Annotated in this window: 18 protein-coding genes; 10 read left to right on the plus strand and 8 right to left on the minus strand. The window is 64.7% G+C overall.

The window, feature by feature from the left end; genetic code table 11:
• Positions 1-9: 9 nt before the first annotated feature.
• A complete protein-coding gene (locus AB4Z51_RS25765; RefSeq protein WP_208071681.1) occupies positions 10-642 on the minus strand; it encodes a TetR family transcriptional regulator in 633 nt (210 codons plus the stop codon).
• A gap of 97 nt (positions 643-739) precedes the next feature.
• Here AB4Z51_RS25765 and AB4Z51_RS25770 point away from each other — a divergent pair, with 97 nt between their 5' ends.
• The 3 genes from AB4Z51_RS25770 (at position 740) to AB4Z51_RS25780 (ending at position 2,541) form a co-directional block, all read left to right on the plus strand.
• Positions 740-1,405: an O-methyltransferase gene (locus AB4Z51_RS25770; RefSeq protein WP_135216140.1), complete on the plus strand. Its 666-nt coding sequence runs from the start codon at positions 740-742 to the stop codon at positions 1,403-1,405.
• Between the two features lie 222 nt (positions 1,406-1,627).
• The gene (locus AB4Z51_RS25775; protein ID WP_441498259.1) at positions 1,628-1,972 is read left to right on the plus strand and encodes a DMT family transporter; all 345 of its coding nucleotides are present in this window, start codon (positions 1,628-1,630) and stop codon (positions 1,970-1,972) included.
• Positions 1,972-2,541: a TetR/AcrR family transcriptional regulator gene (locus AB4Z51_RS25780; protein ID WP_135216139.1), complete on the plus strand. Its 570-nt coding sequence runs from the start codon at positions 1,972-1,974 to the stop codon at positions 2,539-2,541. The genes AB4Z51_RS25775 and AB4Z51_RS25780 overlap by 1 nt, the downstream gene beginning before the upstream one ends.
• 12 nt (positions 2,542-2,553) lie before the next feature.
• Here AB4Z51_RS25780 and AB4Z51_RS25785 read toward each other — a convergent pair whose 3' ends face one another.
• Positions 2,554-2,886 carry a hypothetical protein gene (locus tag AB4Z51_RS25785; protein ID WP_244623323.1) on the minus strand — a complete coding sequence of 111 codons (333 nt, stop codon included), beginning with the start codon at positions 2,884-2,886 and terminating at the stop codon, positions 2,554-2,556.
• Between the two features lie 118 nt (positions 2,887-3,004).
• Positions 3,005-3,211: a hypothetical protein gene (locus AB4Z51_RS25790; RefSeq protein WP_167768232.1), complete on the minus strand. Its 207-nt coding sequence runs from the start codon at positions 3,209-3,211 to the stop codon at positions 3,005-3,007.
• 111 nt (positions 3,212-3,322) lie between these two features.
• Between AB4Z51_RS25790 and AB4Z51_RS25795 the strand changes: the two genes are divergently transcribed.
• Complete coding sequence (locus tag AB4Z51_RS25795) at positions 3,323-3,601, plus strand: DUF3551 domain-containing protein (protein WP_193560920.1); 279 nt, start codon at positions 3,323-3,325, stop codon at positions 3,599-3,601.
• A 15-nt stretch (positions 3,602-3,616) separates the two neighbouring features.
• Here the strand turns inward: AB4Z51_RS25795 and AB4Z51_RS25800 are convergent, their stop codons facing one another.
• Entirely contained in the window at positions 3,617-3,844 is a 228-nt protein-coding gene (locus AB4Z51_RS25800) for a hypothetical protein (protein ID WP_224580733.1), read from the minus strand.
• A 239-nt stretch (positions 3,845-4,083) separates the two neighbouring features.
• Positions 4,084-6,006: an FAD-binding monooxygenase gene (locus AB4Z51_RS25805; RefSeq protein ID WP_167768226.1), complete on the minus strand. Its 1,923-nt coding sequence runs from the start codon at positions 6,004-6,006 to the stop codon at positions 4,084-4,086.
• Positions 6,007-6,108: 102 nt separating this feature from the next.
• On the opposite strand from AB4Z51_RS25805, the gene AB4Z51_RS25810 reads away from it, so the two are divergent.
• Both AB4Z51_RS25810 and AB4Z51_RS25815 read left to right on the plus strand, forming a co-directional pair.
• Complete coding sequence (locus AB4Z51_RS25810) at positions 6,109-6,573, plus strand: MarR family winged helix-turn-helix transcriptional regulator (protein WP_014495648.1); 465 nt, start codon at positions 6,109-6,111, stop codon at positions 6,571-6,573.
• A 121-nt stretch (positions 6,574-6,694) separates the two neighbouring features.
• Complete coding sequence (locus AB4Z51_RS25815) at positions 6,695-7,126, plus strand: COG4315 family predicted lipoprotein (protein WP_085399034.1); 432 nt, start codon at positions 6,695-6,697, stop codon at positions 7,124-7,126.
• A 67-nt stretch (positions 7,127-7,193) separates the two neighbouring features.
• Here AB4Z51_RS25815 and AB4Z51_RS25820 read toward each other — a convergent pair whose 3' ends face one another.
• Positions 7,194-7,811, minus strand: coding sequence for a L,D-transpeptidase (locus AB4Z51_RS25820; RefSeq protein ID WP_166105773.1), 618 nt, complete (start codon positions 7,809-7,811; stop codon positions 7,194-7,196).
• 335 nt (positions 7,812-8,146) lie between these two features.
• Between AB4Z51_RS25820 and AB4Z51_RS25825 the strand changes: the two genes are divergently transcribed.
• Both AB4Z51_RS25825 and AB4Z51_RS25830 read left to right on the plus strand, forming a co-directional pair.
• Complete coding sequence (locus AB4Z51_RS25825; protein ID WP_441498260.1) at positions 8,147-9,172, plus strand: hypothetical protein; 1,026 nt, start codon at positions 8,147-8,149, stop codon at positions 9,170-9,172.
• A 360-nt stretch (positions 9,173-9,532) separates the two neighbouring features.
• Positions 9,533-9,763, plus strand: coding sequence for a DUF6894 family protein (locus AB4Z51_RS25830; RefSeq protein ID WP_027530842.1), 231 nt, complete (start codon positions 9,533-9,535; stop codon positions 9,761-9,763).
• A 96-nt stretch (positions 9,764-9,859) separates the two neighbouring features.
• Here the strand turns inward: AB4Z51_RS25830 and AB4Z51_RS25835 are convergent, their stop codons facing one another.
• On the minus strand, positions 9,860-10,642 hold the full coding sequence (locus AB4Z51_RS25835; protein ID WP_441498261.1) for an SDR family NAD(P)-dependent oxidoreductase: 783 nt from the start codon (positions 10,640-10,642) through the stop codon (positions 9,860-9,862).
• Positions 10,643-10,769: 127 nt separating this feature from the next.
• Here AB4Z51_RS25835 and AB4Z51_RS25840 point away from each other — a divergent pair, with 127 nt between their 5' ends.
• Positions 10,770-11,159, plus strand: coding sequence for a hypothetical protein (locus tag AB4Z51_RS25840; protein WP_135216134.1), 390 nt, complete (start codon positions 10,770-10,772; stop codon positions 11,157-11,159).
• Between the two features lie 111 nt (positions 11,160-11,270).
• The gene (locus AB4Z51_RS25845) at positions 11,271-11,519 is read left to right on the plus strand and encodes a hypothetical protein (RefSeq protein ID WP_208086552.1); all 249 of its coding nucleotides are present in this window, start codon (positions 11,271-11,273) and stop codon (positions 11,517-11,519) included.
• Positions 11,520-11,535: 16 nt separating this feature from the next.
• Here the strand turns inward: AB4Z51_RS25845 and AB4Z51_RS25850 are convergent, their stop codons facing one another.
• Positions 11,536-11,721: a hypothetical protein gene (locus AB4Z51_RS25850; RefSeq protein WP_014495656.1), complete on the minus strand. Its 186-nt coding sequence runs from the start codon at positions 11,719-11,721 to the stop codon at positions 11,536-11,538.
• Positions 11,722-11,784 lie beyond the last annotated feature (63 nt).

Raw genomic sequence — 11,784 nt, forward strand, 5'->3', positions numbered from 1 at the left:
AGCAATGCCTCAGCGCCGCGCCAGCGTCGCAAGATAGGCGCAGAACATGTCGGCCATGGCATCGGCATAGGCTGCGATCTCCGTCTCGCTCCGCGTCTCTTCCGAAAAACTCTTGCCGACCTCGCTCAGCGTCGCCGTGATCAGCTCGCCGGCAAGGATACGCGTCGTATCCGAGGCTTTCGGCAGCGCCTCCCGCATGAACGCGGCGACGATCCCCTCGCCGGCTGCCCGGGCGTCCTGCGCCTCGGGCGCGTCGCGATACAGCGGTGCAGCGTCACTGAGCGCGACGCGAATGGCGGCCTCCTCGCACTCGGAACGAATAAAGGCATGGACCAGCGCGCGCAGCCGCGTCGGCGGCGGCTTCGTCGGGTCCGCCAAAATGCCGCGCAGAAGCTCGCTTGTGCTCCGCCACTCATCGCTCTGGAGACGGAACAGAATCGCCGCCTTGTTCGGAAAGTATTGGTAGAGCGATCCGACGCTCACACCGGCCCGCTCGGCCACCCGTGCCGTGGTGAAACGCTGCGCCCCTTCCTTTGCCAGGACCTGAACAGCGGCATCCAGAATGGCGGCCACCAGCCCGCTCGATCGGGCCTGTTGCGGCTGTTTTCGTGAGGAAATTGAACGGCTTCGGCGATCGGCCATGGCGTGCTCGGGCAATGCGAATAGGAAATGCGACGAATTAGTCGTATCTCAATCCCTGCGCAAGCACGCGCTTCTTCGCGAACTCCGGAGACATCAAATGACCACCCCGACCATCACAACGCTTGCGCCGCTGCTGGATCGCCTGTTTGACGAGGCTGAAGCGGCCAGGGGCGCAACACATGCCGCCGTCGCCGATTTGTCCGACGCAGACCGGGCGCGGATGATGCGGAGCAAGACCGATTACCGCGACCTCTACGGACGCTTGAAGGACGCACCGCTCGCGGTCTCGCGCGAGACAGGTCACCTGCTCTACATGCTGGCGCGCAGTTCGCGCGCCAAGGCGATCGTCGAGTTCGGGACCTCGTTCGGCATCTCGACCCTGCACCTTGCCGCAGGCTTGCGCGACAATGGCGGCGGCCGCCTCATCACCAGCGAGTTCGAGCCGTCCAAGGCGGCGCGGGCGCGGGACAATCTTTCGGCTGGTGGGCTGATCGATCTCGTCGAAATCCGCGAGGGCGATGCGCTGAAGACGCTCAGCGCCGATCTGCCCGACACGATCGACCTCGTGCTGCTCGACGGCGCCAAGGCGCTCTACCCGGAGATCCTCGATCTGGTCGAAGGCCATCTCAAGCCGGGCGCGATCATCGTCGCCGACAATGCCGACGACAGCCCTGACTACCTCGCGCGCGTACGCGGGCCCGCAAGCGGCTACATGTCCACGCCCTTCGCCGAAGACGTCGAGCTCTCCGTGCGGATCAGCTGACGTTGCATAAAATCGACACTCTGAGCCGTCGTGCGATCTGTCGCGCGGCGACTTCGTCTTCTCGGCGAAACAGCCAAAACTCCGGCAAACCGCCGCCAACAGGCTCCGCCCTGTCGCAGGCTCGTCACTCACACGTGATACCTCCACCCGCCAAAAGCCATGTTTCGCGTGCTAAACATACCTACCGCGCGGTATCTTTCGCGTCCCCATCCCGAGCCGGCCATGACCTCCGCCTTCAATGCCTACGCAGCGCTTGCCCTCGCCATCGTCTTCGAGGTGACCGCGTCCGCCTTCCTGCAGCAGTCCGCGCAGTTCACGCGGCCATGGCCGACGCTGGCCATGGTGCTGTTCTACGTCGCCTCGTTCTACGCGCTGTCGGTGGTGATCCGGGTCATTCCGCTCAGCATCGCCTATGCGATCTGGGGCGGCGTCGGCATCATCCTGACCGCCACCGTCTCCTTCGTGCTGTTCCGCCAGATGCTGGACGCCGCGGCCTTCGTCGGCATCGGGCTGATCGTGTCAGGGGTCGTGGTCATCAACCTGTTCTCGCAAACGACGGCGCATTGATGCCGGCCAGCGCCTACTCCCGCGCCAAGCAGCCCGAGCAGGTCCGGCGCGCCCTGCTCGACCATGCCGCGGCGATCGCCATGGATCACGGCGTATCGGGGATCACGGTGCAGGCGGTGGCGGCGGCGGCCGGCGTCACCAAGGGCGGGCTGTTTCATCATTTCGGCAGCAAGCAGGCGCTGATCGAGGGCCTGTTCGCCGATCTCCTCGGCCGCGTCGATGCCGAGATCGACGCCGCTATCGAAGCCGACCCGAAGCCGCGCGGCAGCTTTACGCGGGCCTATGTCAATGCGGTCTTCACCGGCAAGGCCTTCGGCTTTGCGACGCCCTGGGCGGCGCTGAGCATGGTCGTGGTCACAGATCCGTCCCTGCGCCGGCTCTGGAACGACTGGATGAAGGCGCGCCTGAAGCGTCACGGTACGACCGACACAGCGCCCGAACTCCACGTCGTACGCCTCGCCGCCGACGGCGCCTGGCTGTCCTACATCACGACGGGACAGACGCGCATGGGCGCGGACTTGCGTGCCGTGCACGACCGCCTGATCGCACAGACCTATCGGCGCGGATAACCGGAACGACGGCTATTGGCTCTGCACTGCCTTGGGCGGACGCGGCGCGGATTTGGCCGGCTTTGCACCGGACTTGGCCGCCGCGCGCGGCGGCGGTTCGTCGACGGACACCAGATAGGCGGCGAGCGCCTTGGCGGAGTCGGCGCTGGTTACGTAATGGTCCTTCAGGAACCAGGCGAGCGTCAGGCTAAAGCGCCCTTTCGCCAGTCCCCGCGGGCTGCGATGGCAGGTCGCGCAGCCGTCCGCGAAGAGCTTTGCGGCCGGCTTGCCGGCATCGAGGTTTTGCGCGGACGCGACCGTCACCGTCAGCGCCGCGGCTGCGAGAGTCACCAAAGGCGCGATCACGTCGCGCCCCGGTCGAAACAGCGAAATCAATGTCGTCCCCTAGAGCGTTTTCGAGCGAAGTGGATTCCGGTTCGCGTAAAGAAAACGCGTCAAAAGAAGAATCGGCCCCGTCGCGCGCTCACGCCGCCAACAGCTGATCGAATTCGGGCGGAGTGTAGGCCTTGCCGTCCGGGTCGGTGATGACGACCTTCCATCCCTCGCTCGCCCATACTTTTGCCTTCGCCACGATGAGCAACCGGCTCTCGCGGGCAAAACTGCACTTCTCATTGTCGCGTTCTGCGACCATCTTATAGGCCAATGCGCATCCCCTTGCGTCGTCCTGCACCCGCTCCCTCGTGGCAGCGGGCTTTGGCGGCAATTCGCCGGGAGCGTGGCAATTTGGTGCCATCGACGGCAGCATTGTGCCCTGGTTCCAACTGAGCGACGGAGATTGATCGTGCGCAGCATCAGAAATGCGATTCTGCTTGTCGCGGGCTTGCCTGGCGTGGCGCTGCTTGCCACCGCACCTGCGCGGGCGCAGACCTACGATCCGCGCTATCCCGTCTGCATCGAGATCTACACCATCGACGGCAGCAGCATCGATTGCAGCTTCACGTCGATCACGCAGTGCGCCGCGACTGCTTCCGGGCAGTCCGCCCAGTGCTACGCCAACCCTTATGCCCTGCGGAGCCGGCCACCGGGCCCGGGTCCATCGCCGCCGCGACGGAACCGTTAAGGTATCGCGATCCGCTTAGTGGACGCGAATGATATGGGGACGGCCGAGATCGATCAGCCCCTGCACCGCCGAGAGACGGTCGTCCAGCGCTGCGATGGTCAGCAGCAGGTTGTTGCGGCGCTCGTCGAGCATGCCCATCTCGGCACCGGTGAGCTTCGTGCTCGTCCGCTCCTTGTGAATCCCGTCGAGGGATTTGCGCAGCCCGGCGATCAGGCTGGACAGCTGTTTGGCCTCCTTGGTCATCGACCGCTTCGCGACATTTTGGCGGCGCGTCTCCGCCTGGCTCTGTCTCATCGTCATCCTCCCGTTGCCCCGCTGCCCCGAGTGGATGCTTACAGCTTTGAGTACACATATTACGATCGATGAAATCTGCCCGCGAAGAACTTTCTTAAATTGGACAAGCCGGGAACCTGACTCGAACCAAACGGAAAGCCCGGCGCGAGGACCGGGCTTTCGTTGGCAACGCCAGGGCTGTTTGAGCGTCAGCTCGCTTGCAGCATGAACGCGTCGAAGTACGCCGCGAGCGCAGAAAAAGCGTCGATCGGAAGAACCTGCGCGACATATTGGTCGGGGCGCACCACGACGATGCAGCCAGCCCTCCGATCGATACCGCGCATGGTGAAAACGTCCTGGCCGCTCTTGAGGTCCGGACAGAACATCTTCTCGTAGTCGATCAAGCCGTGTCGCCCCTTGCGCGGCAGCAGCAGCGCCGGCATCGCCTCCACGGCGAGCGCGCGATGATCCTGCTGGAAGACGGCACGCAGGTCGATCACGCTGTCGATGTCGGCTCCAGCGGGCGTATGGCGACGGACCGGCGATTCACGGGCCTCTGCGAGAAAATCACACAGCGCGCGGATCGCCGATCCCGCGGCGGCGGGATCCTCCGCGGGCGAGAACGCGTAGATGCGGAAGCGGCCATCAGCCTGCGATGCGTGGCCGAGATGGACAGGCTTGGCATCCCCGAGCCGGATCACCGGCGCGGAATGAAAGCGTGTGCCGATGACGAGGCCCTGCGCGAGTTGCTGATGGGATGATGCACCGGTGAGGAGCGACGGCCGGTAATGCGTCGCGGTGCCCGCGGTGTAGCGCCCGTGCCTGACGAAATAGTCCTGCGTCCTGGCGGCATCGGCACCACCGGCCTTGGCGGCGGAGGCGAGAATTCCTGCCCATTCGCGATCGAAATCGATCAACTCCTTCGCCACCGCCTGGCGCTCGGCCGAATAGGAATGCAAGAGGCTCGGCGCACTCTGCCTCCGGAGGACGGCCGCGAGCTTCCAGCCGAGATTGAAAGCGTCCTGCATCGAGACGTTCATGCCCTGCCCCGCCTTCGGGCTGTGGGTATGGCAGGCATCGCCGGCGATGAAGATGCGCGGCAGGCGCGAGGCGATCTCGGCCTCCGGCACGTCGTCGAACTTGTCGGTCAGGCGCTGGCCGATCTCGTAGACCGACCACCACGCGATCTCCTTCACGTCAAGCGTGTGCGGCTTCAGGATCCGCTGCGCTTTCGCAATCACGTCATCGGCCGTGATGTTGCGATTGGCGACGCGCTCGCCGACATCGAGTTTTGCGAGCTCGACATAGAGGCGGACCATGTAGCCGCCTTCGCGCGGAATGATCAGCAGGCTGCCATCCTTCGCCGACTGGATCAGGGCCTTGAAGCGGATGTCGGGAAAATCGGTCACCGCCAGCACGTCCATCACGCCCCAGGCGTGGTTGGCGGAATCGCCATGCAGTTCGCGGCCGATCGATTTGCGCACCGTGCTGCGCGCGCCGTCGCAGCCGACGACGTAGCGCGCCCTGATCGTCTCCACCTTCCCCTCATTGCCGGCATCGGCACGTTCGAGGCGCACCGTCACGGCATGGTTGGCGGGACCTGCCGCCGGATCGACCTCGAGGTCGAGCAGGCGCCGGTTGTAATGCGGTTCGAGCTTGGCCGGCGATTTGCGCATGAGATCGAGAAAGCCGTCATGGATGCGCGCCTGGTTGAGGATGACATGCGGGAATTCAGACAGCCCGTCCTCGACATCCTGCACACGCCCGCTGCGGACGATCGTCTCGGGCTTCCGTTCGTCCGGCTTCCAGAACGTGGTCTCGTTAACCCAATAGGCTTCCTTCAGCACGCGCTCGCTAAACCCATAGGCGTGGAACATCTCCATGGTGCGGCAGGCGATGCCGTCGGCCTGCCCGACCAGCAAACGGCCCGGCTTCTGCTCGACGATGCAGGTCTTGATGTCGCCGAATTGCGCAAGCTGGGCCGCGAGCGTCAGGCCCGCAGGGCCGCAGCCGACGATGAGGACATCGACCTCTTCAGGCACGGCCCCGGCTGCGCCCGAAGCCTGAATACGTTCGGCGGGATCGGCGATTTCAGGATCGCCCGGCTGAAATCCATTGAGATGGAATTGCATGAGCACCTCTCCCGTCAACGTCTTCTTCGATATTGCTCAGTATGCTGACTATCAGTATACTTGTCAACGATCCGCGCAATCCCTGCCGCAACGGAGAATTCGGTGAAAGACAACAACGACATGCCCGGGCACCTGGCGCGCCGGTTCCAGCAGATCGCGGTGGCGGTGTTTCTGGCCGAAGTCGGCGAAGCCGGCTTCGACCTCACGCCGGTGCAATACGCGGCCCTTGCGACCATCAAGGCCAATCCGGGGCTCGACCAGGTGACGCTCGCAGGATTGATCGCCTACGACCGCACCACCATCACCGGGGTCATCGACCGCCTCGTCCAGAAAGGCCTTGCCGAGCGCCGCGCCTCCAGCCGCGACCGCCGCGCCCGCGAGCTCGAAATCACCGACGAGGGCCGACGCACGCTGCGCAAGATCACTCCGGCGGTGGAGTCCGCCCAGCGCGTCATGCTGCGCGGCCTCAGCGCGAAGGAAGGTGAAGAGCTGATGCGGCTGCTGCGCAAGGCCATTGCCGCCGGCAATGAGCTCAGTCGCGCCCCGCTGCGCGAGCTGGAGGCATGAACCCCGTATTTCCATCCGTAATTGTCGCAGTGCCGCGAAACCTGGAACTAACCTTCGGCTGCTAGGGTCGGCAACATTCGGCGTTTAACGCGCGATTTACTTTGCCGCTCGGGAGTTTCGGATGTTCAGGTTCCTCATTGCGGCGACGGCCATCGCGCTCTCGGCCGGCCCAGCGCTTGCTAACGGCCATGGCGGCGGCGACCCTGCTCCGCCGAAGCCCGAGGCCACGACCGCACCGGCAAAGGTGGTCCTGACCAAGCAGGGCCCCACGCTCGTCGACCTCAAGGGCATGACGCTCTACACTTACGAGCGCGACACCACCGGCAAGACGTCGAACTGCAACGGCAAGTGTACCGAAAGCTGGGTCCCGCTATCCGCTACGGTCGACGCCAAGGCCATCGGCGACTTCACCGTGATCAGCCGCAACGACGGCAGCAAGATGTGGGCGTACCGCTATCGTCCGCTCTACACCTCGCCGGCCGACAAGGCGCCAGGCGATGCCAACGGCAATGCTACGACGCTGCAATGGCGCGTCGCCCGGCCTGAGAACTAGGTCTCAACCGGCAGCCCTGCCCACGACGAAAGCCTCGTGAGCAGTGGAATAACCGATCGCACCGCGCTTAGCCGCGCCAGCTAGACCCCGCGTCGACCCGTGCATTCTGCCCGGGCGGCAGCACCACCACCGTGGCATTCAGCTTCACCCGGTCGAACAGATCGATCACGTCCTCGTTGCGCATCCGGATGCAGCCGGACGAGATCGCCTGCCCGATATATTCCGGCTGGTTGGTGCCGTGGATACGGTAGAGCGTGTCCTTGTTGCCGAGGTAGAGGTAGATGCCCCGCGCGCCCAGCGGATTGGCGGGGCCACCGGCGACGCGCGCCGGATACGGTCCGAGCCGCGCCTGGATCTCCGCTGTCGGAACCCAGTCGGGCCATTCCGCCAGACGGCCAACGCGCGCGACGCCGGAGAAGGCCATGGCTTCCTCGCCGACCGCGACGCCGTAGCGGATCGCCTTGCCTTCGGGCAGCACGAAATAGAGGTAGCGCGCATCAGTATCGACCAGGATCGTGCCCGGCTGCTCCTTGCGCGGGTAGTCGACGATATGACGGAGATATTGCTCCGGCACGTTCGCCTGCGCGTAGGGCGTGTGCGCAAGCAACTGCCGGTCGCGCGGCGTCATGCTCGCATCCGTCGATGGAGAAAGCGTCGTCTGCATGCAGCCGGCGAGCGGAAGCATGGCCATGACGAACAATACGATTAGAGATTTTGGCACCACCGGCCCCCCGATAGCGGATAGCAGCGCCCCCAGCCCCACTAGATGCTGCCCAAATCGTGCTGAAAAAAAGGCAGTGCGGAACACGTGCGCGTGTTCCACTGGCCTGGTTCCATCACCACAAACGGCGGAGAAGCGTCGCACAGTCTCCATCCCCTCGCCTTGCTTTGGTCAAACCCGGCTGGACTCGTGGGTCATCGTGCTGACTCATCGGATTTGGGATGGGTTCACCTCGACAGATCGGCTCGCGCCAATGCGGACGCCCATACTTTAAACACTCGGACTTCAAAGGAGCTGCGATGCTCGCGACGCTGAACTCTAGGCAAATCGTCGATGAGATCGTGAAGGACACGGTCAAGGACAACGATCCGCACGACGCCGTTGAGATTTCACCCGACATGGTGCTGGCTTCGCGCCCCATCAGTGGTGCGCCCGCGTTGGCCCCTGAGATCGCAACCCGTCCAGAGCCGAAAATAGATCCGAAATTCGCGCCGGAGCGCACCATCAATCCGGAGCCGAAATTCAGTTCCGTCCTGGAGCCGCAGACGGCAACGCCCTCGGTCGACACCGCCGTGCGCGTCGCCGCCAGCGATGGTCGCAACCGGCAGAAGCGATCCTCCGCCGGCAAATGGCTTCGCGGCGCGTTCGTCATGATCTTGTTTGCGGGCGGAAGCGCGGCCGCCACTGTCGCCTGGGAGAAACATGGCGACACGGCCAGGCAGATGCTCGCCGAATGGACACCTGCGTTGACTTCGCTGTTGCCTTCGACATCGCGAACGGCGGCACCGGTGACCGCCGCGCCGGTCACCGCCGCGCAGGCCGCGCCGCCCGCGGAGCCGGTCGCAACGGATCAAGCGGCGGATCAAGCTGCTCAACCTGCGGCGCCGCCTCCGGTTCAGGTTGCAGCAGCAGCACCTGTCGCAACACAGCCCGATCCCGCGCAATCGGTCCAATCGATGACGCGCGATCTCGCAGCGATGGCGCAGCAGATCGAAGCGCTCAAGGCCAACATCGCCGAGCTGAAGGCCGGGCAGGAGCAGATGGCGCGCGAGATGGCAAAACCACCCGCGCCAAAGCCGGTGGCTGAGGCCAAGCCGGTCGATCCGCGCGCGCGCGTGTCCACGCTCCCGCCGCGATCTCCGGCGCCTCCGGTTCGCAAGCCGAAGCCGGTCGTGTCGCAAACCTACATGCCGGCCTATTCGCCCGCGCCGCCTGCACCTTCGCAGGCTGCCGCGGCCGCGCCGACAGCAGCACCGGTCGCCACGACGCAAGCCGTTGCCGATGACGACGGACCTGTCGTGCGTCCGCCGATGCCGCTGCGCTAAACCAGGCGCCGGCGCAGCGTCGCTGTCGCGACGTCGCCCAAGCTGTCCGAGTCGATGCGACGCGTTGAGTCCGGGCAATCGATCGTCTTCCGTCAAGAGAAAAGGCCGTCGGGATTTATGCCGCCGGCCTTCTCTTGCAGCTGCCGGTTCCCGGAGCCCGGTTCTGCTGCAATTCCATGCCTTATGATCACGTCGACATATTTAATAAAATCTTAACGCACCTGAATGCTGCACATGATTTCTGCGCCATAAGCACAGAGATTGCGCGACCCGTTCATTCGAAAATATCGACTCAGTGGTATCATCCGAGATGTGTTGAGACTTCCACTGAAGCTCACGTCGTCACACCGGGGAAATCGAATGCCCTACTATTCCTTCGATCTCGTGGTTGGTGAAGAGTTCAAGAACCAGGGTGGAATCATCCTCGAAGACATCGAGGTCGCTTCCGATCGCGCCGTTCAATTGGCTACCGAGCTGTCGCAGGTGAAGCCGGAGCTGCAACGGAAGGGTTGCGCGGTGCGCGTCACCGATCGCGATCACAACGAGGTCTATCGCACGCCGCTCGATCCCGTGCCGGCCTGGCGACGCTAGGCCACAGCATTTTCGAGCGATTTGGAAACCGGTTCGCGCAAAAAGCGCGTCGATCCGGGACTCAAAAGTACCGTTCCGGGTCATCGGAACGTGGCCTTAGCCGTCCAGCTCCGGCGGCTCGAACCAGTTCGTCAGCGACAATCCGCCGTCGACGACGAAGGCTGCGCCGGTGACGTAACCCGAGAGCTTGTTCGACAGCACCGCAAGCGCCATCGGCGCGAGGTCCTTGGCCTCGCCGAGGCGCCCGAGCGGAATGTGCTTCGCCAGCGAGGCGTCGGCAACGAACCCGCCCGCCGCGATCGCGCCGGGCACCAGCGCGTTGACGCGGATGTCGTGACGCCCGAGCGTCTTCGCGAGCTCCTTCACCAGCATCGCCATTCCCGCCTTCGCCGTCGAATAATGCGGCAGGTTGCGCGGCGTGCCCGCGTGCAGCGAGGTGAGAAACAGGAACGAGCCCGGCCGTTTCGCAGCGATCAGCCGTTTTGCCAGCCCGCGCGCCAGATGGAATCCGGCATCGAGATTGACGGCATGCATCTCCTGCCAGGTCTTGCGGTCGACCGCGAGCGCATGATCGGCCTCACGCCGCGGCGGCGATGCGCTGTGCACGAAATGCGTCACCCCACCGATCCCCTCTGCGGCGGCCAGCAGGGCATCGCAAGCGTCTGACCTGGCGAGATCGCCGACCCACGGCACCGCCAGTTCAGGCCTGCCGCTCGCGCTGATCGCCGCACTCACCCGCTCCAGGCTCATATCGGCGAACATGGTCCGAACGCCCTCGCCGACCAGCGCCTGCGCAATCGCGCGGCCGATGCCGTTGCCTGCGCCGGTGACGAGAGCCGTGTCGCGTGCGGGGTCGAACGGCGTGCTCAACAGGCTCATGTCGCTCTCCGTGGCCAGGACGGGGTGACGATAGCGCACCGCACCGGGGAGCGACAAATACGTCCCGGCACCATTGCGGAGTGGCTTGCCGGACGCTAGCCTCCAAAAAACGGAGGAGATACCAAGGATGCGCACCGGTTTCCTGATCGCAGGTCTGTTACTGCTCGCCGCGCCGGCCCAAGCGGCGGACCGTGTACGCTCGACCTATGTGACGATGGTCTTGCAGGCCTTCGCCGCCAAGGTGGAATGTCCGAACACCGATCTCGTCTATCAGGACCTCGTGCAGAAGGCGCAGCAGATGCAGCTGCCGGACGGCACCACCGAGAAGGTGCGCAAGGCGATCGCCTGGATGCACACCGGCGGCAAGATGGGCGAGAAGCAGGACGACGATTTGATGGCCGAGGTCGCGGTCGCGACGCAGGCGACCGACATGGACCAGCGCCGCCTCGGCATGCCCGGCTGGTGCGAGGCCCAGAAGACCAACCTCGCCGGCCTGATCCGCAGCAAGGGCGGCTAGGCGCTCTCTCGCGGGCATTAAGCACGCCGCGGCGGAACCGTCGCGGCGGCTAACTATCGTCATAATCCTCGACACCATGCGGCCTCTTCGAATTCGAACAGGAGAGCCCACATGCGGAGTATCCATTTCGTTTTCGCCGGCGCATTTGCGGCCGCCACGGTGCTGACCGCGCCCGCCCTGGCGAAGAATTCCGATGCCCAGAAAGGCGAGGAAAAATCCACCTCGTCATCCTGTAGTGCCTACCAGCAGGCGCCCGACGGCTCGTGGGAACCGCTGCCCTGCAAAGAGACAGGCGAGCGTCCCCAGCCGCAGACACAAAATCGCACTCCGCAGCCGGGCGCCGACCGCGGGGAGCGCTGAGCGCGCTGGCCGCGGATCAGCTCTGGTGCGGGCCGCGGATGATCTTCATGGCGTCCTCGATGTGACGCCACTCCTTGGCCTCATCGGCCTCGCCGCGGCCCTCACAGGCCTGGGCCTGCTCGGCGGCCTTCGCAATCGCAGCGAAACCATGTTTTTCCAGCATCTGGCGCGCGATGGTGTGGACCTGGACCTCGGATATCATGGGCGCTCTCCTGTTCAGGAAACCGCAGCGCCTGGCTTGGCGCTCCGCGGCCTCTGACAACGA

This window comes from Bradyrhizobium sp. 2TAF36, assembly GCF_052114925.1.
In the GTDB taxonomy this organism is placed as follows: domain Bacteria; phylum Pseudomonadota; class Alphaproteobacteria; order Rhizobiales; family Xanthobacteraceae; genus Bradyrhizobium; species Bradyrhizobium barranii.